At 71.6% G+C, this 23,300-nt stretch carries 15 protein-coding genes; 8 read left to right on the forward strand and 7 right to left on the reverse strand.

The window, feature by feature from the left end:
• The first annotated feature begins 83 nt into the window (after positions 1 to 83).
• From ACFU53_RS10265 to ACFU53_RS10280, 4 genes are all read left to right on the forward strand, one after another.
• Entirely contained in the window at positions 84 to 1,043 is a 960-nt protein-coding gene (locus ACFU53_RS10265) for an ABC transporter permease (RefSeq protein ID WP_383988623.1), read from the forward strand.
• Between the two features lie 78 nt (positions 1,044 to 1,121).
• The gene (locus ACFU53_RS10270) at positions 1,122 to 3,110 is read left to right on the forward strand and encodes a dipeptide/oligopeptide/nickel ABC transporter permease/ATP-binding protein (protein WP_383988625.1); all 1,989 of its coding nucleotides are present in this window, start codon (positions 1,122 to 1,124) and stop codon (positions 3,108 to 3,110) included.
• Entirely contained in the window at positions 3,107 to 4,144 is a 1,038-nt protein-coding gene (locus ACFU53_RS10275) for an oligopeptide/dipeptide ABC transporter ATP-binding protein (protein ID WP_383988628.1), read from the forward strand. The genes ACFU53_RS10270 and ACFU53_RS10275 overlap by 4 nt, the downstream gene beginning before the upstream one ends.
• 16 nt (positions 4,145 to 4,160) lie before the next feature.
• Positions 4,161 to 5,096, forward strand: coding sequence for a dihydrodipicolinate synthase family protein (locus ACFU53_RS10280; protein WP_383988631.1), 936 nt, complete (start codon positions 4,161 to 4,163; stop codon positions 5,094 to 5,096).
• Between the two features lie 208 nt (positions 5,097 to 5,304).
• Here the strand turns inward: ACFU53_RS10280 and ACFU53_RS10285 are convergent, their stop codons facing one another.
• From ACFU53_RS10285 to leuA, 7 genes are all read right to left on the reverse strand, one after another.
• Positions 5,305 to 6,531, reverse strand: coding sequence for an exo-alpha-sialidase (locus ACFU53_RS10285; RefSeq protein WP_383988634.1), 1,227 nt, complete (start codon positions 6,529 to 6,531; stop codon positions 5,305 to 5,307).
• Between the two features lie 117 nt (positions 6,532 to 6,648).
• Positions 6,649 to 7,329 (reverse strand): response regulator, encoded by a 681-nt coding sequence (locus tag ACFU53_RS10290; RefSeq protein WP_383988637.1) that lies wholly within the window; start codon positions 7,327 to 7,329, stop codon positions 6,649 to 6,651.
• A complete protein-coding gene (locus tag ACFU53_RS10295; protein ID WP_383988640.1) occupies positions 7,326 to 8,705 on the reverse strand; it encodes a sensor histidine kinase in 1,380 nt (459 codons plus the stop codon). The genes ACFU53_RS10290 and ACFU53_RS10295 overlap by 4 nt, the downstream gene beginning before the upstream one ends.
• A gap of 71 nt (positions 8,706 to 8,776) precedes the next feature.
• Entirely contained in the window at positions 8,777 to 10,885 is a 2,109-nt protein-coding gene (locus tag ACFU53_RS10300) for an MMPL family transporter (protein ID WP_383988643.1), read from the reverse strand.
• Between the two features lie 78 nt (positions 10,886 to 10,963).
• Positions 10,964 to 14,995 (reverse strand): FxSxx-COOH system tetratricopeptide repeat protein, encoded by a 4,032-nt coding sequence (fxsT, locus tag ACFU53_RS10305; protein ID WP_383988646.1) that lies wholly within the window; start codon positions 14,993 to 14,995, stop codon positions 10,964 to 10,966.
• A gap of 111 nt (positions 14,996 to 15,106) precedes the next feature.
• Positions 15,107 to 15,838: a TerB family tellurite resistance protein gene (locus ACFU53_RS10310; RefSeq protein ID WP_383988649.1), complete on the reverse strand. Its 732-nt coding sequence runs from the start codon at positions 15,836 to 15,838 to the stop codon at positions 15,107 to 15,109.
• Positions 15,839 to 16,057: 219 nt separating this feature from the next.
• Positions 16,058 to 17,779 (reverse strand): 2-isopropylmalate synthase, encoded by a 1,722-nt coding sequence (leuA, locus tag ACFU53_RS10315; RefSeq protein WP_383988651.1) that lies wholly within the window; start codon positions 17,777 to 17,779, stop codon positions 16,058 to 16,060.
• Positions 17,780 to 18,215: 436 nt separating this feature from the next.
• Here leuA and ACFU53_RS10320 point away from each other — a divergent pair, with 436 nt between their 5' ends.
• The 4 genes from ACFU53_RS10320 to ACFU53_RS10335 all read left to right on the forward strand — a co-directional run bounded on the left by ACFU53_RS10320 (position 18,216) and on the right by ACFU53_RS10335 (position 23,269).
• Positions 18,216 to 19,286: a M4 family metallopeptidase gene (locus ACFU53_RS10320; RefSeq protein ID WP_383988654.1), complete on the forward strand. Its 1,071-nt coding sequence runs from the start codon at positions 18,216 to 18,218 to the stop codon at positions 19,284 to 19,286.
• 69 nt (positions 19,287 to 19,355) lie between these two features.
• Positions 19,356 to 19,622 carry a protealysin inhibitor emfourin gene (locus ACFU53_RS10325; protein WP_383988657.1) on the forward strand — a complete coding sequence of 89 codons (267 nt, stop codon included), beginning with the start codon at positions 19,356 to 19,358 and terminating at the stop codon, positions 19,620 to 19,622.
• Positions 19,623 to 19,710: 88 nt separating this feature from the next.
• Positions 19,711 to 21,036: a GH1 family beta-glucosidase gene (locus ACFU53_RS10330; RefSeq protein WP_383988660.1), complete on the forward strand. Its 1,326-nt coding sequence runs from the start codon at positions 19,711 to 19,713 to the stop codon at positions 21,034 to 21,036.
• A gap of 277 nt (positions 21,037 to 21,313) precedes the next feature.
• The gene (locus ACFU53_RS10335; RefSeq protein ID WP_383988672.1) at positions 21,314 to 23,269 is read left to right on the forward strand and encodes a protein-arginine deiminase domain-containing protein; all 1,956 of its coding nucleotides are present in this window, start codon (positions 21,314 to 21,316) and stop codon (positions 23,267 to 23,269) included.
• Positions 23,270 to 23,300: the final 31 nt, after the last annotated feature.

The following is a 23,300-nucleotide window of genomic DNA, read 5'->3' on the forward strand; positions in this document are numbered from 1 at the left end:
TGGCTGATCGCGCCCACGCGGCGGAGCCGCAAATCGGCACAGCCCCGCGCCCCTTAAGTTTTCTCAGTGATCCGGAGTCATACGTGGTCGCTCTTCTTCGTATCCTGATTCGGCGGATCGTGCTGCTCGTTCCGCTGATGCTCGGGATCATCCTGTTCGTGTTCATCGTCATGCGGTTCTCGGACGTCGATCCGGCGTCCGCGTTCTTCCAGGGGGCCAATCCGACGCCGGAGCAGCTGCACGAGTTCCGGGAGGAGAACGGCCTGCTGGACCCCCTGCCCGTCCGCTACGTCGGCTTCATCGGCGATGTGCTGCACGGGGACATGGGGATCAGCGCGCTCACCCGGGCCCCCGTCGTCGACCAGGTCATGACCGCGCTGCCGCTCACCCTCCAGCTGACCTTCCTGGGGCTGGGCATCGCGGTCGTGCTGTCGCTGCTCGGCGGGGTCACCGCGGCCATCTACCGGGACCGGCTGCCGGACCAGATCATCCGGGTGGTGTCGCTGACCGGGGTCGCGGCGCCCGGGTTCTGGCTGGCGCTGCTGATGATCCAGTACCTGGCGGTGGACCTGGGCTGGTTCCCGACCGGCGGATACGTCAATCCGGCGGACTCCTTCACCGGGTGGCTGAAGACGATGACGCTGCCGGCGTTCGCGCTGTCCCTGCCGGTCGCGGCGCAGCTCACGCGGATCGTGCGGACGGCGATGGTCGAGGAGCTCGACAAGGACTACGTGCGGACGGCGATCGGGAGCGGGCTGCCGCCGCGGGTCGTGGTGGGCCGGAACGTGCTGCGGAACGCGCTGATCAATCCGCTGACCGTGCTGGGGCTGCGCGTCGGCTATCTGCTCGGCGGCGCGGTCGTCATCGAGACGATCTTCTCGCTGCCGGGGATGGGCAAGCTGATGATCGACGCCGTGAAGAACGGCGATCCGGCGGTCGTCCAGGGTGTCGTCCTGACCACGGCCGCGGGCTTCGTGGTCGTGAACCTCGTCATCGATGTCCTCTACCTGCTGGTGAACCCGCGACTCAGGGAAGCACGTTGACGACGACCGAGGGATGCGAGCTGATGCCCTGATGTGCGAGATGTGCGGCCTGGAGCTGATGCCCTGATGTTCGGCCTGATGGTGACCACGCGCAAACGCCTGACGGAGGCCCTGTCCCGGCCCGGTGTCCGGCTGCGCTCCTGGCGCCGGCTGCCGCTGCTCTCCCGGATCGCGGTCTGCTTCCTCGCGGTCGTGGTGCTCACGGCGTTCCTCGCCCCATGGCTCGCCCCGCACGACCCGCTCGACCAGCAGGCCCTGGTCGGCGGCACCGGCGCGCCCTCCGCCGACCACTGGATGGGCCAGGACAGCCTCGGCCGGGACATCCTGAGCCGACTGATGTACGGGGCGCGCTGGTCGCTGGCGATCGGGCTCGGCGCCACCGGGCTGGCCCTGGTCGTGGGGGCGGTCGTCGGGGCCGTCGCCGCGACCTCGCGCAAGGCGGTCGACGAGACGCTGATGCGCTGTCTGGACGTCGTCATGGCGTTCCCCGGCATCGCGCTGGCCGCCGTCCTCGTGGCCGTCTTCGGCGGCGGGATCACCGTCCTGATCTGCGCGATCGCGTTCCTGTTCACCCCGCCGGTCGCCAGGGTCGTCCGGGCCAACGTCCTCGACCAGTACGGCGAGGACTATGTGACCGCCGAGCGGGTGATAGGAGCCCGCACCCCGCACATCGTGATCCGGCACGTGGCGATCAACTGCGCCGCCCCGGTGCTCGTGTTCTGCACGGTCCAGGTCGCCGAGGCCATCGTCTTCGAGGCGTCGCTGTCCTTCATCGGCGCGGGCGTACGGCCGCCGGACCCGTCCTGGGGCAGTGTCATCGCGGACGGCAAGAACATGGTGCTGACCGGGGGCTGGTGGGCGACCGTGTTCCCCGGCCTGCTGATGCTGATCACGGTCCTCTCCCTGAACATCCTCTCCGAGGGCGTGTCCGACGCGTGGGCCGCGCCGGCCGCGCGGGATGTGGAGCCACGGGCGGAGGAGGACCGGTTGGAGACCCCCGAACCGGGCGGCGGCGAGGTCACGGAGCTGCCCGGACTGACCGAGGCGGCCGTAAGACTGCGCTCCCGGGCCCGCCCCCTCCCCGAGGGCCAACCGGTGCTGTCCGTCGAGAACTTGGCGATCGGCTTCGACCAACGCCACCGGGGCGTGGACATCGTCGACGGCATCAGCTTCGAGGTCCGCCCCGGTGAAGTCCTGGGCCTGGTCGGCGAGTCGGGCTGCGGCAAGTCGCTGACCGCGCTGACGGTGATGGGCCTGGAACCGAAGGGCGCCCGCGTACGCGGTCAGGTCCGGTTCGACCAGCGGCAGTTGGTGGGCGAGCCGATGCGCGTACGGCGCCGGCTGCTCGGCCACGAGATGGCGATGATCTACCAGGACGCCCTTTCCTCCCTGAACCCGGCGATGACGATCCGCGCCCAGCTGAAGCAGGTCGTGCGCCGGGGCGGCAAACGCTCCGCGCCCGAGTTGCTGCGCATGGTCGGCCTCGACCCCGACCGCACCCTCCGCAGCTACCCGCACGAACTCTCCGGCGGCCAGCGCCAGCGCGTCCTCATCGCGATGGCCCTGTCCCGCACCCCCCGGCTGATCGTGGCCGACGAGCCGACGACCGCGCTCGACGTGACGGTCCAGGCGCAGATCATCGAGCTGCTGCTGCGGCTGCGCGAGGAGCTGGGCTTCGCCCTGATCCTCGTCTCGCACGACCTGGCCCTGATCGCGGACGTCACCGACCGGGTGGTGGTGATGTACGGCGGGCAGATCGTCGAGACGGGCGTGACGGCGGACCTGGTGGAACTGCCCTCCCACCACTACACGCGTGGCCTGCTGGGCAGCGTCCTGTCCCTGGAGTCGGCGGCCGAGCGGATGACCCAGATCAAGGGCGTCGTCCCCTCCCCCGCCGACTTCCCGGCGGGCTGCCGCTTCGCCGACCGCTGCCCCCGGGCGGGCGAGGTCTGCCGTACGACGGCCCCGGCCCTGCTGGGCACCCGTACGCACACGGCGGCCTGCCACCACCCGGCGGTGGACCTGACGGAACATTCCGAGAACTCGGGAAGCGAGGTGGCCCGGTGAGCGCGCTCGTGGAGGTCTCGGACGCGCATGTCGTCCACAGGGCGCGCAGCGGCGGGGTGTTCACCCGGGACCGGGTGTACGCGCTGACCGGCGCCGATCTGGTGATCGCGCCCGGCGAGACGGTGGGCGTGGTGGGCGAGTCGGGGTGCGGCAAGTCGACGCTGGCGAAGGTGCTGGTGGGCGTGGACCGGCCGACGGCCGGAACGGTCTCGTTCCGGGGGCGGGACCTGTGGTCCATGTCGCCGGCCGAGCGCCGGGTGGCCGTCGGCAGCGGCACGGGCATGATCTTCCAGGACCCGTCGACGGCCCTGAACCGCCGTCTGTCGATCCGTCAGATCCTGCGCGACCCGCTCGATGTGCACCGGCGCGGCACACCGGCCGAACGGGAGGACCGTGTACGGGAGTTGATGTCCCTGGTCGGACTGCCCCCGGCCCTCGCGGACGGTCTCCCCGGCCAGCTCTCCGGCGGCCAGCGCCAACGGGTGGCGATCGCACGGGCGTTGGCGCTCGACCCCGAGCTGGTGGTGGCGGACGAACCGACGAGCGCGCTGGACGTCTCGGTCCGCGCCCAGATCCTCAACCTCCTGCTGGATCTGAAGGAGCGCCTCGGCCTGGCGCTGGTCTTCGTCTCGCACGACATCCAGACGGTACGCCGGATGAGCGACCGCGTGATCACCATGTATCTGGGCCGGATCGTGGAGGAGACCCCGGCGGCCCTGGTCACCGACCGCGCCCGGCACCCGTACACCCGCGCGCTGTTCTCGGCGACGCCCGGCCTGCTGGACCCGATCGACCCGATCCCGCTGGTGGGCCCGGTCCCGTCGGCGACCCGGCCGCCGAGCGGCTGCCCGTTCCGTACGCGCTGCTGGAAGGCGGACGACGTCTGCGCGGAGATCATGCCGGACTTCACGGCCGCGTCGGCCCCCGGACACCGCTTCCGCTGCCACCATCCTGTGCAGGAGACGGAGTCGACGCGTGACCTGGTCGCCCAGGCGGTGGCCACGCCCGTGTCGGATTCCGTACGCGATACCTAGCACCAAGGGAGCCACCATGACCGTCCCCGCCCCGCTGACCGGTGTCATCCCGCCCGTCTGCACGCCCCTGACACCGGACCGCGAGCTGGATGTCCCCTCACTCGTCCGGCTGGTCGACCATCTCGTGGCGGGCGGTGTGGACGCGCTGTTCGTGCTCGGCTCGACGTCGGAGGCGGCGTATCTGACGGACGCGCAGCGGCGGCGGGTCGTGGAGACGGTGGCCGGTCACGTCGGCGGCCAACTCCCCGTCCTCGCCGGGGTGATCGACATGACGACGCCCCGCGTCCTGGACCACGTCCGCGCCGTGACCGCCGCCGGCGCCGAGGCCGTCGTGGCGACCGCCCCCTTCTACACCCGCACCCACCCGGCGGAGATCTCCCGCCACTACCGGCTGCTCGCCGCCGGCTCCCCCGTCCCGGTCTTCGCCTACGACATCCCGGCCGCCGTCCATTCCAAGCTCCCCGCGGACGTGATCCTCGACCTGGCGGCGGACGGGGTCATCGCCGGTCTGAAGGACTCCAGCGGCGACCTGGCCGCGTTCCGCACAGTCGTCACGGGCGCCCGCACCGACTCCGCCCTCACCGGCTTCAGCGCCCTCACCGGCTCCGAACTCGTCGTCGACTCCGCGCTCGCCCTGGGCGCCGACGGGGCGGTGCCGGGGCTGGCGAACGTCGACCCCGTCGGCTACGTCCGCCTCGACCGCCTCTGCCGCGCCGGCGACTGGGACCGGGCCCGCGCCGAGCAGGAGCGGCTGTGCGCCCTCTTCGGCATGATCGGCGTCGGCGACCCGGCCCGCATGGGCGGCAGCTCCTCCGCCCTCGGCGCCTTCAAGGCGGCCCTGCACCTGCGCGGAGTCATCGACTGTGCCGCCACGGCCGAACCGCAGGTGCCGCTGTCGGAGGCGGAGGTCGAGCAGGTGGGCAAGTACCTGGCGGCGGCGGGCCTGCTGTAGGCGGGCTCCCCCTGTGGACAGACTCCGCGAACACGGCCTCGGGCAGCACCGCGCACCCCTGGTGCACCCGACCCGCAATGGAGGATCGCGGCGCCTCCGACACGCCCCCGCTGCTGCTGATCATGGGCGCGCAGGCGTCGGGCCTGGGATGGCCGGACGAATTCGACGCCATCCTGAACCACACGGCAGGAGCCCCGCGGACGACCTCTCACCCGGCCGGCCGGCCGAGCAGGCCCGACAGCGGCAGGCGGCGGAACTCGATCGTCTCGTACGGGCCCGCCGAGCCCGTCTCGTAGAGGACGCCCACGTGGGTGCGGCCCAGGGGGACGAGGTCGGAGTAGGCGGCGGGGCGCTGCGAGAGGGTCGTGGACCTGGTGAAGGTGGTGCCCGCGTCGCCGCTGCGCCAGACGGACATCGACTGGCGGGCGGTGGGGACGGAGGGGCCGGAGAAGAGGAGCGGGCCGCCGGAGGGGAGCTGGAGGACCGAACCCTGGACCACGGGGACGTCGGAGAGGGTGGGCTGGACGGTGTAGGGGCGGTCGAGGGACTCGGCGCCGTCGCCGGAGTAGGTGTCCAGGCGGTGGCCGACGCTCGTACCGTGCTGGTCCCGCGCGCTGAAGTACAGGCGCCCGTCCGGCAGTTCGGCCGCGCTGTTCTCGTTGGCGTTGTCGAGACCGTCGTACGAGTCGTCGACGAAGCCGAGCCGCCAGGTGGTGCCCCCGTCGTCGGAGTAGATCGCGTGGGCGCCGTAGTACCTGGGCTCCTGCCCCGTGTCCGCCGAGTCGGCGGGCGGGGCGGCCGAGTGGTTCGAGGGGACGACCAGGCGGCCCGCGTGCGGCCCCCGGGTGAGGGCGACCGCGTGGCCGGGGCCGGTCGCGTACCAGCGCCAGTCCGGGAGTTTCACGTCCGCCGTGATGTCGCGAGGGGCGGTGAAGCGGCGGCCGTCGTCCTTGCTGGTCTGCACGAAGACGCGGCGGCTCTGCTCGGCCGTCACCTCGCCCCGCATGATCTGCCCCTCGGTCACCGTGCCGCTGTTGTACGACGTGACGAGCACGACCCGGCCGGTCCGCGGGTCGACCACCGGCGCCGGGTTGCCCCGCGTGTCCCCCTTCCCCGCGGCCACCACCTTCAGCGGACCCCAGGTGCAGCCGCCGTCGCCCGACCGTCTGAGGACGACGTCGATGTTGCCCGTGTCGCCGGCCCCGTTGCGCCTGCCCTCCGCGAAGGCCAGCACGGTGCCCGCGCCGGTGGTGACCGTGGCGGGGATGCGGTAGGTGTCGTAGCCGCCCTGGCCCGACACGTACGGCACGGAGGAGGTGCAGCCCCGGGTGGGGTGTTTGGTGGCCGCGACCGCCGGGACCGCGACGGCGGTGGCGGCGGCGAGCAGTCCTGTGGCCGCTGCCAGCACGGCGGCCGTACGGCTTGTGGTGGGCATGATCGGCACGGCGGCGGCTCCCCGGACATGGGACGTGGGACGTCGGATGTCCGGTGAACCTAATGGGCCCCCTGGTGTCCGGCAACAGGACTGAGCCGATCGAGTCCTGACGTGCCGTCAGACCGTCCCCGGGGTCACCATCCCCGACTCGTACGCCACGATCACCAGCTGGGCGCGGTCCCGGGCGCCCAGCTTGCCCATGATGCGGCTGACGTGGGTCTTGGCGGTCAGCGGGCTGAGGCCCAGGGTGTCGGCGATCTCGGTGTTGTTGAGGCCGCGCGCCACGAGGGTGAGGACCTCCTTCTCCCGGTCGGAAAGGCACTCGGGGCCGCCGTCGGGCAGGGCGGCCGGCGCGGTGGGGCCGCGCAGCAGCCGGGCGATGAGGCGGGCCGTGGGGCCCGGGGAGAGGAGGGCCTCGCCGGCGGCGACCGTGCGGATGGCGTCGAGGAGTTCCGCCGGCCGCATGTCCTTGACGAGGAAGCCGGAGGCGCCGGCCCGCAGGGCCTCCACCACGTGCTCGTCGGTGTCGTACGTGGTGAGGACCAGGACCCGTACGCCCGCGAGGTCCTCGTCCGCCGCGATGAGCCGGGTCGCCTCGATGCCGTCCAGGTCGGGCATGCGCAGGTCCATGACGACCAGGTCGGCCCGCGCGGTACGCGCCAGCTCCACCGCCTCCCGGCCCGTCCCCGCCTGCCCCACCACCTCCATGTCCTTCGCCGACTCCACGAGCATGGCGAAGGCGGCGCGGACGAGGGTCTGGTCGTCGGCGAGGAGTACGCGGATGGTGCGGTCGGTCATCGGGCCGCCTTCCGCTCGGCGGCGGAGGTGACGGCGACGGCGACTTCGAGTTGGGCTTCAGCACCAGCACCAGCACCAGCACCAGCACCGGCACCGGCACCGGCACCGACGGCGACCACGTACCGCTCCCCCACCCCGCCCAGCGGCAGCACCGCCTCCACCGCGAAGCCGCCGCCCGTCCGTGGCCCGGCGTCCAACGTGCCGCCGACGCTGCGGGCCCGCTCGCGCATGCCGAGGATCCCGAAACCGGAGTCTCGGAAACCGGCGTCCGCCAAACCGGCGTCTCCAGAACCGGAGCCCCCTGAAGGCGCCCCGGCACCTCCCCCCACCCCGTCGTCCGTCACCCGCACCCGGAGCGCCCCTCCCCCGGCCCGCAGCTCCACCCGTATCGTCAAGTCCGCTCCCCCGTGCCGTACTGCGTTGGTCAGTGCCTCCTGCACGATCCGGTAGGCGGCGGCGCCCACCCCGGGCGGCACCCCGTCCGCCGCGACCGTGACCTCCACGCGGGCCCCCGCCGTGTGGGCCGCGTCGGCGAGGCCGGCGAGGCCGTCGAGGCCCGGCAGCGGGCCTCGGTCGCCGGCACCGGCGTACCCGGACTCGCGTAACACCTCCAGCGTGCCGCGCAGTTCACCGCGGGCGCTACGGCAGGTCTCGGCGATGTCGTCGAGGGCCTTGGCAACGGCGGCGCGGTCGAGGCGGTCGGGGTCGGCGGCCAGGACGTGCGCGGCGACGGAGGTCTGCACGCCGACGAGCGTGATGCTGTGGGCGAGCAGGTCGTGCAGGTCACGGGCGATGCGCAGCCGCTCCTCCGCGACCCGCCGCCGCGCCTCCTCCTCGCGGGTGCGTTCGGCGCGCTCGGCGCGTTCGACGACGGAGACGACGTACTGGCGGTGGACGCGGACGTATCCGCCGAAGATCAGGACGGAGACGATCCAGCCGGAGATCCGCAGGAACTCCGGAAGCTGGTGGGGAGTGAACAGCGCGTTGACGGCCAGGGTGAGTGCCACGACGGCGGCGCCGTTGAGCAGGGTGCGGCGGGCCGTGCCGCTCACCGCGACCGTGTAGAGCACCAGCATGGCCGGGGCCACGGCGGCGGGGTGGTTGTTGTCGAACGCGTGGTACGGGGCGACCAGCGCCACCAGCACCCAGAGCATGAGCACCGGCCGCCGCCGGCGCCAGACCAGCGGCACATGGACGGCGAGCAGCAGCGCGAAGCCGAGCGGGTCCGGCACTCGCCCGTCCCCCGTGATGACCACGGCGGTCGCGCAGTCGACGACGGCCAGGGCGATCGCCAGGCAGGAGTCGTACCGCAGGGCGTCGGCACCGGTGGCCGTACGCAGCCGTTCGACGAGTCCCGGAAGGGTCCTCTTGCTCATGGTTGCCGTCACCGGCTCATCCTCCGTCAGGAGGGCGCCCTTCCGGGAGAGAAGGGCGCCCCTGTGGTGGGTTACGGCTGTCGGCCGGCTGCCACGCGCTCCCGGTCGGGCGCGTCCCCCGGCGGCGGCTCCACGGCCCGCACCGGCTCCTTGGACAGCGGTCCGGGCCACCACACCTTCCGCCGCAGCGCCACGCTCGCGCTGGTCACCAGGTAGGTACGGACGAGGAAGGTGTCGAGGAGCACGCCGACCGCGATGACGAAGCCCAGCTGGACGAGTTGGACGAGCCCCATGTTCAGCAGCACGGCGAAGGTCGCGGCCAGGACGAGCCCGGCGGAGGCGATGACCCCGCCCGTGGTGCGGAGCGCGGTGAGCGCGGCGGCGGCCGGTTCGGCGCCGGCGAAGGACTCCTCGCGCATCCGGTGCATGAGGAAGATGCCGTAGTCCACACCGAGGGCGACGAGGAAGACGAAGGACAGCAGGCCGAGCCCCGGATCGGTCCCCTCGAACCCGAACACCGGCCCGAAGACCAGCCCCCCGATCCCGAGCGAGGCCGCCCACACCGCGACCACGGCGACGACGAGCAGCAGCGGCGCGACCAGGCTCCGCAGCAGCGCGACGAGGATGAGCAGCACGGACACGAGGACGATCGGTACGACGACGAGCCGGTCCCGGGCGTTGGTGTCCTTCAGGTCGAGCTGCTCGGCGCTGGGTCCGCCGATGTAGGACTCCGGGAGTTCGTCCCGCAGCGACTCGATGGTGGCCGTCTCGGCGGCCGACTGCGGCGCGCTCTTCGCGACGACGGAGATCTCGGTCCACCCGTCCCCGCTGCGCCCCCGCTCGACCGCCGCGACTCCCTCATGGCCCTCGATCTCGGCGACCGTGGCGTCGGCCCGCCCGGTCGGTGTGATCACCGTGATCGGCTGGGTGCTCTGGCCGGGATAGGCCTTGGCCAGCGTCTCCATGGCAGCGACGGACTCGGGCTTGTCGACGAAGGAGTCCTCCTGCTTGAGCGACCCGGGCAGGTTCAGCATGCCGAGCGCGAGGGCGCCCAGCAGGACGGCCCCGCCCGCCAGTACGACCAGCGGCCGCCGCCCCGCGGACGACCCCATCGCCGAGAACAGACTCCGCCGCCGCTTCGGTTCACTGCCGTACGCCGGCACGAGCGGCCAGAACACCCGCCGCCCCAGCAGGACGAGGAGTGCAGGCAGCAGGGTGAGCATGGCGAGGAGAGCGCACAGCACGCCCACCGTCCCGAGCGGTCCCATCCCCCGGCTGCTGTTCAGGTCGGCGGCCAGCAGACACAGCAACCCGGCGGCGACCGTCCCGGAGGAGGCGAGCACGGCGGGCCCGCAGCCGCGCAGGGCGACCTTCATGGCCTCGTACGGCCGCTCGATGCGCCGCAGTTCCTCGCGGTAACGGGAGACGAGCAGCAGCGCGTAGTCCGTGCCCGCCCCGAAGACGAGGATCGTCATCACGCCCGAGCTCTGCCCGGACACGGTCGTCCCGAAGACCTGGTTCAGCCCGTACGCGACACCCATCGACAGGAAGTCCGCGATCCCCGCGACGACGAGCGGCACCAGCCACAGCACCGGGCTCCGGTAGATGATGATCAGCAGGACGGCGACGACCCCGACGGTCGTGTAGAGCAGCGGCCCGCCGAGCGACTCGTACACCTTGCTCGCGTCGGTGGCGAGGGCACCCGGCCCACCCACTGCCACCGTCAACCCGCCGTCGCTGTGGGCGACTCCCCGCACCCGCTCGACGAACGCGTCCCGCAACTTCTCATCCGTCCCCGGCCCGTTACTGGCGACCGGATACATGAGGGTGGTCCCGTCCTCCGACGGCACGCCCTCCGGCTCGGCGGCCAGCCGGTCCCGGACCCCGATCTCAGCGACCTGCGCGTCGGCGGCGGCCCGGTCGGCGGCCGTCAGCCCGCCCTCCCGGTGGTACACGAGCACCAGCTCGGTGGACTCGCCACCGGGCAACCTGTCCTGGATCTCGGCCACCTGGGTCGAGTCCGCACTCGCCGGCAGGTAGTCCACCGCCCGGTCGTTCTGCACCTCGGACAGCTTCGCCGCGAACGGCGAGACCACGGCAAGCAGCACGACCCACAACCCGAGCACCAGCCAGGGCACGGCTCGCCGCCTCGTACCTACGTTTGTCTCTCCGGGCCCCATGACGGGGTCCCCCCTCCTCGACGGGTGCGTCTGGACGTTCACCAGACTTCCGGCCTGAGAGCCCCGATTCGTCGGGCGTCAGGGCGAGTTGGGGGTTACTGCCGGGGGTGGTCCGGGAGGTGGATTACTCCCGGGGGAGTACGGCACCGGACGGCGGCGGAGGCGGAGTGCGGCGAGCAAGCGGAGCCAGTGGCCGGTGATCAGGCAGAGGAACGGGTAGCGCCACCTGACGCGGTCCTCGACCTGGCTGCTGTCGCTGCCGAAGATGCGACGGCCGTCGTCGATCACGGACTCGAAGAGGACGACGGCGCGGTGCGGGTGGAGGGCCCAGAAGGTGGCGTAGGCGTGGTTGAGCCGGGCCCACCAGGTGCGCGGATGGTCCGGGCCGTGGACGCGAGCGCGGTCGGTGACCAGGTCCGCGTACAGCGCGAGGGCGGTACGGACCCGGCCGGTGCGGCGAGCCGTGTGGGCGACGAGCCAGCGGGTGTCGAGTGTCCACCTGTGGTCGGGACCGTTCAGGCGCTCGCTGTCCGCTCGGCGGGTATCGGCCGCCGCCCTCGCCCGCCGCCAACGACCGGTGCGGATCAGGGCGTGGCACCACCACTCACGCTGCTGCTGTGTCGCGGGATGGTCGGGACCGAAGTGCGCCGTCAGGTCGTCGAGGGAGCACCTCTGCATGGCGGCGGCGCGCCACAACAGCCCCACTGAGGCGTATGCGCTCCCCAGGCGGCGGCGCGCGCCGATCGCCCCCCAGCTCCAGGGACCGGATCTGGACTCACGTGCGTGGAGCACGCGTTTGCGGATCCGTAGGGCCTTGAAGCGTCTTTGCACCGCCCGGTACCCATCGGCCACGTCGTCGAGCGCGTCGATCGCGTACGGGTGGTCGGCTCCCAGGAGACGGACGTAGTCCGCGTACAGCTCCCGTCTCACACGCCGGGCCTCTCGCCGACGTCCGACGGTCGTCAACGCCGTCGCATGTGTGGCTCGCGCGGCAAGAGTCGGCAGGGAGTCGGCGCCGAACACCCGCTCGTGGTCCGCCACCGCCCCGCTGGTCAGCCGGAGTTGCTCCCGGTGACGTCCGGCCTCCATGCAGGCCACCGCCAGCCAGCGGCGCGCCAGCAAGGTGGACGGGTGGTCGGCTCCCCGGATACGGGCCACGTCGTCCACGACGCCCCGGTGGAGAGCGAGCGCCTCGTCGTGCAGTCCGTGCCAGGTGAGCACATCGGCCAGATCACTCCGGGCCCAGACGACTTCGATGTGGTCGTCCCCGTAGAGCCGGGCGTATTCGGCCACGTTCTCCGCACGCAGCTCGCGGGCCTCGTCGGCCTCACCGTGCTCGCGCAGGACGTGGGCGAGACGGGCCCGCGCGGAGAAAGTCAGCCGATGCCCGGCGCCCAGGATCCGCCCGGTGTTCCGCAGGGTCTGCCGCAGCAGGGCGACGGCCTCGGAATAGTGCGCGGCCGAGGTCAGGGCGTCGGCGAGCCCGAGGCAGACGTCGAACGTGCGCGGATGCAGGCGTCCGTGGACCCGCTCATGGTCGGTGAGGACCTCACGCGCGAAGTCGATCGCCTCCTGGATCCGGCCGTGCCGAGTACAGAGGTGGATGTGGAAGCGGCGCACACCGAAAGTCCCGGGGTGGTCCCTTCCCAGCAGTCTCTCGTGGTCCGCGATCAACTGGACCTGCGCGGCGTAGGCCTCACTGTGCCGCTTCGACTCGTCCAGCCCCCACACCAGGCTGCCGCGCGCACGCAGCACGACCGGGTGTTCCCGGCCATGCAGGGCGGTCCGCTCGTCGACCACACGGCGGAACAGGGCCACAGCCTCCTCGTCCCGCTCCATCCATATCAGGCACGTGGCGAGGGTGTCGCGGATCGTCACCATCTCTTCGGACTCCGGGCCGAAAGCCCGCTCCGCGTCCTCCAGCGCCCGCTCGGCAGCAGTACGAGCCTCGTCGTACAGAGCGGCGTCCAGGCACTGGAGAGCCAGGTTGTTGCGGGCCCAGACCGTCTCGACGTGCTCGGGACCGTGCTCGTCCTCGCATGCGACCAGGTAACGGCGCAGCAGCGCGACCCCTTCCTCGTCGCGGCCCACCGAGCCGTAGGTTTCGGCCAGACTCTGCAGGGAGTAGAGGCTCGCCGCGGACGGCCCCGGGCCCTGGGACCAGTCCGGGCGCATGCGGTCCACGATGCGCGCCGCCTCGCCCAGTCGGCCGGCCGCCGCGTACGCCTTCGCCAGATCACTCAGGGCGCTCCGGGCGCCCTCGTGATCCGCGCCGTGCAGCCGTCGCATGTCCCGCTCCAGCGCCTCGTACATGGGCACGGACAGCTCGTAGCGGCCGGCCGTCCCGTACGACCGGGCGAGGTCCCCGCGCGCGGTGAGCGTGCGCTCGTCCTCGGGACTCAGGCACCGCTCGGTGATCTCCAGGCGTCTGGCGCGTGCCTCGATGGCCTGCTCGGTGCGGCCCGCCCACGAGCACATGTCCCCCTCGAGTTCCAGGGCGCTGAGTGAGGCTGCCGCCTCCTCCCCCAGGGCGGCTTCGCAGTCCCGCCGGGTCTCGGCCCCCCAGGCCACCGCCCGGCTCATCGCTCCCACATGACGGAGATGGTCGTACGCCGCCCATCCCCGCAGCCGCACCAGGCCCTCCTGGTCCTCCTCCTCGTACGACGGCAGGTCCTCTCGTACGACGCTCCACAGCGCGTCGATCTGGTCGACGAGCTGTCCTCCGAACTCCCGTCTCTCCCAGGCCTCCACGGGCGGTATCAGCACCTCGTCCAGATGCCGCACCGCGGCGCGGACGACGTCCCGTATGCGCTCCCCCGCCCTCTCCCGTATCACCCGCTGCACCAGGCGGTGCAGGTTCACGGCGTCCGCTCCGGAGTCCGTGGCGAGCGAGGCCTGGGTCAGGGCTCCCAGCGCGGCCTCCACGGCGTCGACGTCGTCGATCCCTGCCTGCCGGACCACCCCGTGCAGCAACCGGCGGGGCACACCGGCGGGCGACAGCACCGACAGCACCTCCAGCAGAACCCGCACCGCGCCGTCCGGGCCCCGCTGCTCGACCTGCTCGGCGGCGATGAGCATCGCCTCGGCAACCCGGTGCGGATACCGCTCTCCGGGCACCTTCTCCAGCGCGGTCCTCAAGGGGTAGGCCCGCAGCCGCTCCAGGTAGCCGCGGTAGCCGGTCCCCCGTACCCGGATGACATGGGCCGCTTGGGCGAGAGCGAGGGGCAACCGGCCCAGTTCCGCGGCGACTTCGCGGGCCCCGTCGTCCGAGGCGACCCCCGTGCGCAGGCGCAGGAAGTCCAGTGCCTCCTCCTCCGTGAACACGGTGACGTCGACTCTCGCGCCCGCGAGGTTCGTGAAGTCCCGGGAGGTGGCGGTCACCACCACCTGCGCCCGCCCCGCCGTCGGCAGCCACCCGGCCACCTCGTCCGGATCGGTCGCGTTGTCCAGGACCAGCAGACACGGGTCGGGATTCCGGCCGATCCAGGTGAGCGCCGCCCGCGCGGCCTTCGCGGCGTCGACGCCCGCCTCACGGGCGCCCAACTGATCGGCGAGTTCGGCGAGGCCGGACGTCAGCTGGCCGGTGTTCTCCGCCGTGATCCAGGCGACGACGGGCCAGCCCTCTTCGATACGGCGCCGGGCGTAGGCGGCGGCCAGCTGGGTCTTGCCGACGCCTCGGGCGCCGGTGACGGCGTGGACGACGGTGAGGCTGTGCCGCTCGGTGGCGTCGGCGAGTTCGGCGAGGAGGTCCTCGCGGGGCTGGAAGCCGACGGGTTCGCGGGGTAGGTCGCCCATGCGGACGAGGAGGCGGGACGGTTCGTCCGGGGAGGTGCCGTTCACGGTGACCGTCGCGTTCGGCAGTTCCAGCCGCATGCCGCCGGTCGGCTCCGCGGGTGCCGTCACCGCCTGCGCCGCCCTGTGCGCCCACGACGAACCCCACGTCCCGCCCACCGTCGCCGCGACGGTCGCCGCCGCCACCCCGACGGCGACGCGGCCTTCGTCGGACGTGGGCAGCAACGGCACGTCGACGGCGTAGAAGAGGAGAAAGACCGCCGCGAACGCCAGCACGTTCAGCGCCACCACCAGCGCCCAGCGCGCGCCGTACCTCATGCGCTCCCCCTCGCCCCCCAGCGCATACCGGAAGACGATTGTGCCCCGTGCCCGACCGTACGAAGCCGTGCGAGACCTACGGAAACGTTCCTGGAAGCATCCGGACGAGCGTCAGGACGGTGTCCGCGCCGTCGCCAGCAACCGCGTCACATCGTCCCCGCAGATCATCAGCGCCGCCCCCACCGTGGCGAGGACCTCTCTCTCCGCGGGGGTGTACGGCCCGTCCGCCAGGGCGATCCGCGCGCCCTGGAGGAGGATCGCCTCACGGCCGGTCGGGGCGAGATGCGGTGCCAGCGGGTCCAGGGCCTCGTGAAGCTCTATGGCGAGGCCGGGACCGCAGGGTTCGCCGAAGACGCGGCCGGTGTCGGCGGCCAGGGCCTCGACCAGGGCGCCGAGTTGGTCCTCGGTGCAGTCGTCGAAGCCGGCGGAGCGTACGGCGGTCGCGGCGACCGACAGGGACGGGCCGGTGCAGGCGCCGTCCGTCGCCAGGACGGCAAGGGCGACCGTGTGGACGGCGTCGCGGAGCATCGCGGAGAAGCGGGTGGTGGTGGGGTGGTCGAGGACGTCCGTGGCGTAGTGGTGGCGGCAGACCGCGCATTCCACCACGGGGCCCGTCTCGCCGCGGGGCAGGACGGGGACGCCGAGGAAGGTGAAGCGGCGGCGGCCGGTGAGGCGTTGGTAGTTGCGGTCGCCTCCGCAGCCCGGACAGAAGAACTCGCCGTCACCGATGCCCGTCCACGCGATCCGGGTACCCATCACACGCGACAGACCGGTGGCGCGGCTGGTGTACCCGACGCGGGCGAGCGCGGCGGCATCGCCGATCGGGTCCCGTCCTGGCAGCACGTCGCACCTCCGTAACTCCCCCACACACGGCCCCTTGGGCGCGGGAAGTGCCCCCTCGGCATCATCGCCGCGCTTGCGTGATGTTAGCCACATCCGTGAGGCGCAGTCAGTACTCCGGACGAGGACTACCCGCGAACTGCACAGGGTTTGGCCGGTAAACGACGGGCCCCGCACGCCGGAATCCGGCGAACGGGGTTTTCAAACCGCCGGTCAGGCTGGTCAGCGCGCCGCGCGGTTGACGGCGGAGACGACCGCCTTCAGTGACGCACGCGTCGTGTTCGCGTCGATACCGATGCCCCACAGGACCTTGTCCCCGATGGCGACCTCGATGTAGGAGGCGGCCTGCGAAGAGGCGCCCTCGCTCATCGTGTGCTCCTGGTAGTCCAGCAGCCGCGCGTCGATGCCGATGCCCTGCAGCGCGTGGAAGAACGCCGAGATCGGGCCGTTGCCGGTGCCGACCAGGGTGGTCTCCGCGCCGTCGACCTCGGCCTCCACGGTCAGCGTGTCCACGCCGTCCTTGTCGGTGGTCGACTGGTTGTTGCGGACCTGGACCCGGCCCCACGGGTTCTCGGGGTTCGGCAGGTACTCGTCCTGGAAGACCGCCCAGATGTCGCTGCCGGTGACCTCGCCGCCCTCGGCGTCAGTCTTGGCCTGGATGAGCTTCGAGAACTCGATCTGCATCCGGCGCGGCAGGTCCAGCTTGTGGTCGTTCTTCAGGACGTACGCGATACCGCCCTTGCCGGACTGCGAGTTGACCCGGATGACGGCCTCGTAGGAGCGGCCGACGTCCTTCGGGTCGATCGGCAGGTACGGGACGGCCCACTCGATGTCGTCGACCGTCTTGCCCTGCTCCTTGGCGGACGCCTCCATGGCGTCGAAGCCCTTCTTGATGGCGTCCTGGTGGGAGCCGGAGAAGGACGTGTAGACCAGGTCGCCCACGTACGGGTGGCGCGGGTGGACCTCCATCTGGTTGCAGTACTCCCACGTACGACGGATCTCGTCGATGTCGGAGAAGTCGATCTGCGGGTCGACGCCCTGCGAGAACAGGTTCATGCCCAGGGTGACCAGGTCGACGTTGCCGGTGCGCTCGCCCTGCCCGAACAGACAGCCCTCGACGCGGTCGGCGCCGGCCATCAGCGCCAGCTCGGCCGCCGCGACGGCCGTACCGCGGTCGTTGTGCGGGTGGACCGAGATGCAGACGTACTCACGGCGGGAGATGTTGCGGCCCATCCACTCGAACCGGTCCGCGTGCGTCGACGGCGTCGAACGCTCCACCGTGGCGGGCAGGTTGAGGATGATCTCGCGGCCCGGACCGGGCTGGTAGACGTCCATCACCGCCTCGCAGACCTCCAGCGCGAAGTCCAGCTCGGTGTCGGTGAAGATCTCCGGGCTGTACTGGTACCCGAACTCGGTCTCCGGGCCCAGCAGCTTCTCCGCGTACTCCATCACCAGGCGGGTGCCGTCGACGGCGATCTGCTTGATGTCGTCCTTGGAGCCACGGAAGACGACCCGGCGGAAGACGGGAGCGGTGGCGTTGTACAGGTGCACGGTCGCCCGCTTGGCGCCCTTCAGCGACTCGACGGTCCGCTCGATCAGGTCCTCGCGGGCCTGGGTCAGTACGGAGATGGTGACGTCGTCCGGGATGACCCCCGGCTCCTCGATGATCGACCGTACGAAGTCGAAGTCCGTCTGTCCCGACGCCGGGAAGCCGACCTCGATCTCCTTGTAGCCCATCTTGACCAGCTGGTCGAACATCCGGCGCTTGCGCTCGGGCGACATCGGGTCGATCAGGGACTGGTTGCCGTCGCGCAGGTCGGTGGAGAGCCAGCGGGGGGCGACGGTGATCCGGTTGTTCGGCCACGTGCGGTCGGCGATGTCGACCTGCTCGTACTGCCCGTACTTGTGGGTCGGCATGGACGTGGGCTGCTGGCGGTTCGCCATGATTGCGGGGGCTCCTCGATGGTCCGGAAAGGACGGCCGACGACGCAACACCAAGCACCGCGGGGAGGGGGTCGGCCTCGACTACAGGCCCTCGCCGCGGCAGCTAAGGAGAAGCAGCCCGAAACGCATGATGCTGCGCAGCCTAGCCGAGTCCTGCTCGGTGCGGGGAGGCCGTATCAGTATGCGGGACCGGGGTGCCATAGGGGACAAAAGGTGCGCAAGACCACACCGGGGACGACAGCGCCCCTTTCGGGGGCGCGGGACTGTATCGATTTACGGCTCCAGCGCGCGGGCGCGCGCAGCCACGACACACCCCGCAGACCGAACGCAACCCTCAGTAACACGGCGCTGACCAGACGCAACCCATACGGCGACATTTCACCAATCATGGTTGCCTCTAGTGACACGCCCCTAACGGAGTGCAATCGTGCGGGACATGACCACCAACGGGGGCCACGAGCCCGTCTTCTGCACCGTCGTACCACCGCACGTCCTCGACAAGCTCTCCCAGGCCGAGGACCCGGCACTCGCGGGCGCCGCGCGCAAGACCCTGGAGCGCGACGCCTTCGAGCGCACCCACCGCCGTCTGACCACGGTCATCGGCGCCCCGAGCATCGCCGCACCCACCGGGGCCGAGACGGGCAAACCGCACCGCACGATCTACGACGCCCGCCACGGCACGGACCTGCCCGGCAGGAAGGTGCGCGGCGAGGGCGACGAGCCCGGCAAGGACGCCACGGTCAACCGCTCGTACGCGGGCCTGGGTGCCACCTTCGAGCTGTTCCTCAAGGCGTACGAGCGCGATTCGATCGACGGCGCCGGGCTGCCGCTGGACGCGACCGTGCACTACGACCGCGACTACAACAACGCCTTCTGGAACGGCGAGCAGATGGTGTTCGGCGACGGCGACGGCGAGATCTTCCTCGACTTCACCATCCCGATCGACGTCATCGGCCACGAGCTGAGCCACGGCGTCACCCAGTACACGGCGAACCTGACGTACTTCGGCCAGCCGGGCGCGCTCAACGAGTCCATGTCGGACGTCTTCGGCGCCCTGATCAAGCAGTACACGCTCGGCCAGACCGCCGCCGAGGCCGACTGGCTGATCGGCGCGGGCCTGCTCGCCCCGCGCGTCACGGGCACCGCCCTGCGCTCGATGAGGGCCCCGGGCACGGCGTACGACGACGACGTCCTCGGAAAGGACCCGCAGCCGGCGACCATGGACGACTACGTCCGCACGGGCCGCGACAACGGCGGCGTCCACATCAACTCCGGCATCCCCAACCACGCGTTCTACCTCGCGGCCACGGCCCTCGGCGGCCACGCCTGGGAGCGGGCCGGACAGATCTGGTACGACGTCCTCACCGGCGGCGAGCTGAGCAAGCAGGCCCTCTTCGTCGACTTCGCCACGCTCACGGTGAAGGCCACGAAGGACCGCTACGGCCAGGGCGACGAACTGACGGCGGTGCTGAAGGCCTGGGAGCAGGTGGGCGTGCGGACGCTGTAGCGCCGGGCGTCGCGGTGCTGCGGTGCTGCGGTGCTGCGGTTCGGGCCCGATCCGTACTACACATGACCCATGCGTATTGAAGTGCGGCGCACGGGCGGTTTCGCGGGCATCGAGCGGCACGCGGTGGTGAACACCGCCGGGCGGCCCGATGCCCAGGACTGGCACGCCCTGGCCGAGCGGGCCCTCGCCGCCGGCCGGGGCACTCCGCCGCTCGGGGTGCCGGACGGCTTCGCGTACGAGATCACGGTGGACGGCAGAACCGTGCACTGCGCGGACCCCCGGCTGTCGGAGGACCAGCGGGAGCTGATCAGCAGGGTGCTCAAGGAGGGGGCGTGAGCGGCCCCTCAGCCACGCTCGGGGCGCGTAACGGGCAGTTCACCCTCGGGCGTTGACTTCCGTTACCAGTGGTACGGATGATCCGCCCATGGCGACGAACCCGATACCCCAGTTCCCGGCAGGTTTCCTGTGGGGCGTCTCGACCTCCGCGCATCAGATCGAGGGTGCGGTGGGCGAGCGCGAGCCCTCCGTGTGGGACGCCTTCTCGGCCGAGACGGGCCGCATCAAGGACGGCTCGACGGCGGCGGTGGCCTGCGACCACTTCCACCGCTACCCCGAGGACGTGGCCCTCCTGCGCGACCTGGGCGTGGGGGCGTACCGCTTCTCGATCTCCTGGCCCCGGGTGAACGCCCCCGGCGGACTCGACTTCTACGACCGCCTGGTGGACGAGCTGGCCGGCGCGGGCGTACGCCCCGTCCCGACCCTGTTCCACTGGGACCTGCCGTCGTCGCTGGAGGAGGCGGGCGGCTGGCTGAACCGGGACACCGCCGAGCGGTTCGCCGAGTACGTCGCCGTCGTGGCCGCCCGGCTCGGCGACCGCGTCACCAAGTGGATCACCATCAACGAGCCGGCCGAGCACACCCTGCTGGGCCACGCCCTCGGCACCCACGCGCCGGGCAAGCAGCTGATGTTCGACGCGCTCCCGGCCGCCCACCACCAGCTGTTGGGCCACGGCCAGGCCGTACGGGCCCTGCGCGCGGCCGGAGTCACCGACATCGGCATCGCCAACTCGCACGGCCCCACGTGGGCCGCGTCGGAGGAACAGGCGGACGTGGAGGCGGCCGGCTTCTACGACCTCCTCCTGAACCGCCTGTTCGCGGAGCCGGTGCTGCTGGGCGAATACCCGGAAGGCATCGGCGAGTTGATGCCGGGAACGGACATCGACTCCGACCTGAAGATCATCTCCGAGCCCCTCGACTGGTACGGCGTCAACTACTACGCGCCGACCCTCGTGGGCGCCCCCGAGGGCGCGGACATCGAGTTCGGCGGCATCACGATCCCGGCCGAACTCCCCTTCACCGTCAAGCAGATCGAGAACGTCCCGACCACCGACTTCGGCTGGCCGGTCGTCCCCGAGGGCCTGACCGAACTCCTCACCACCTTCCACGACCGCTACGGCGACCGCCTGCCCCCCGTAGTCATCACCGAGAACGGCTGCTCCTACGAGGGCGTCGACGACCGGCAGCGCATCGCCTACCTGGACGGCCACGTCCGCGCCCTCCACAAGGCGGCCGAGGCGGGCGTCGACGTACGCGGCTACTTCGTGTGGTCCCTGCTCGACAACTTCGAGTGGGCCGAGGGGTACGCGCGGCGGTTCGGCCTGGTCCACGTGGACTACGAGACGCTGGAGAGGACCCCGAAGGCGTCGTACGGCTGGTACCAGGAGCTGCTGCGGGCGCAGAGCCGGGGGTGACCGAGGCCGCCGCCCGCGGCACAGCTCGGGGGTTCGGGTGGTGTGGCGGGTGCGGGGTGGTGCGGGGTGGTGCGGGGTGGTGCGGGGTTGCTCGCGCAGTTCGCCGCGCCCCTGAAAAGGGATTGAGTGCCACAGATCACGGACACCCAGCAGGATCACAGCAAGCACACAGGCAACGATTCCTCCCCGTCCTCCCTCTTCAGTGCTGACCACCCCACCACTGAAGGGACACCCCGTGCCCCCGCGTTCATCCAGACCCGCCCACCGGGCGATAGCCGTGCTCGCCGTGTCCGGCACCCTGCTCGCGACCCCCTCGCTCGCCATCCCCGCGGCGTTCGCGGCCGGGCCGCCCCCGACCGATCTGCGGGTGGACACGAACCGGGACGGACGGGTCGACGTCACGGGCACGACGGACACGGCCGGTGAGAACGGCTGGACCGTCGCCCGGGGCGCGCTGATGCTGCCCAACATCGATGACGACAGCAGCCGTTGCCCGGCCACGGGCCCCAAGGGCAAGCCCCTCACGGACGCCCAGCTGGCCGCCTGCAACGACGCCTCCGACTCCAAGGTGAACGGCACCGCCGACGCCGCCGACCTCGCCCACGTGCGATCCGTACCGATGCGGAGCGTGCCGGCCGGGGCGCAGGGCAGCGTGAAGGTCACGGCGGGCGCCAAGCAGACCCGCGTGTTCGTCAAGCGGGGCACGAAGTGGGAGCCCGTCACGGCCAAGTCCCGGCTGTCGCGGGCCGAGTTGCGCGCGGGCGTGGAGTTCGGCGTCGAGGCCCGTGACGTCATCCGGGACACCGCCAAGTGGGACGGGACAGCCCGGGTCCGGCTGACCGTGAAGTCGTCCAAGGGCACCACCGCCGACTCGGTCACCCTGCGCGTCGCCCCGCTCCTCACCCACCATCACCTGCAGAACGCCCAGCAGTTGCTGGTCACCAAGATCTCCGGCAAGGACGGGTACGCGAAGCTCAACCGCGTCTTCCGTGAGGGCCTGGACAAGGCCGCGCGGAACGCCGGCATCACTCAGCCGACGGTGAACTTCACCAAGTACCAGGACATCTGGGCGCAGGACTTCGTCGAGCCCGCGTACGTCAGCATGACGGGCGCGGACGGCCGTCGGCAGTCGATGCGGGTGATGCTGCGCTCGGCCCAGCTGGACCGGGAGGCAGGCCGGGAGCTGTTCGAGAAGATGCGCGGCCGGAACATCGGTGTCGTGCAGGTGACGGGCGCCCGGGAGTCGGAGGAGTGGACGCTCAACTCCATGGGCAACCTGGAGACCATTCCGCCGTACGCGCAGGGCGACCGCTCGTTCCCGGCGGGCCGGATCATCATGGGGCAGCGGCCGGACACCGGTTCAAAGCCGGCGAAGGTGATGCGGACGTTCCTGAAGTCCCAGGGCCTCCAGGACCCCCTGTTCCTCGACACCTCATGGCTGCACGTCGGCCACGTCGACGAGTTCGTGCAGTTCCTGCCCGCCGACACCCCGCGCGGCTGGAAGATCGCGATCGCCGACCCCGAGGCGGGGCTGCGGCTGCTGCGCGACGCGAAGGCCGCCGGCCACGGCTCGAAGAGGATGTTCTCCACGCCGGACGGCCCCCCCGACGAGACCATCGCCAAGGCCCTCGCCTCCAAGACCCTGGTCTCCGACAACAACCTCGCCACGCGCCGCATCGAGGCCAACCTCGCGGTGCTCAAGCGTGAGACGGGCGTGACGGACGCCGAGGTCGTACGTGTCCCGGCCCTCTACACCCAGGGCGAGGAGATGGTGGGCGAGACGCAGTCGGGCGGTGACGGCGAAACCCTCCGCCTCCCCCGCCTGACCCGCCTCGGCGCCGGCTCCGAACTCCCGGAGGTGGCACGCGACTACGGCCAGCAGCGGCGGCTGGACGAGACGACGGCGGACGACGGCTCGAAGCCGAGGGAGAGCTCGGGGGCCGCCTCCCCCGCGGCACCGGCACCCGCGCCCTCGGTCATGACCAGCGCCTACGTCCCCGGCGCCGTCAACGGCATCGTCCTCAGCCGCACCCACTACCTCGCACCGCGCCAATGGGGCCCCGTCATCGGCGGCAAGGACATCTTCACCGAGGCCGTGACAGCCGCGTACACCGGCGCCGGCATGCAGGTGTCGTACCTGGACGACTGGTCGACGTACCACCTCGGCATGGGTGAGATCCACTGCGGCACGAACACCCTGAGGAACACGTCGGCGGCCTGGTGGAAGCGCTAGCGACGCGGGTCTGACCGGACACCACCACCAC

It is taken from the genome of Streptomyces sp. NPDC057474, from assembly GCF_042802555.1.
Classification (GTDB): domain Bacteria; phylum Actinomycetota; class Actinomycetes; order Streptomycetales; family Streptomycetaceae; genus Streptomyces.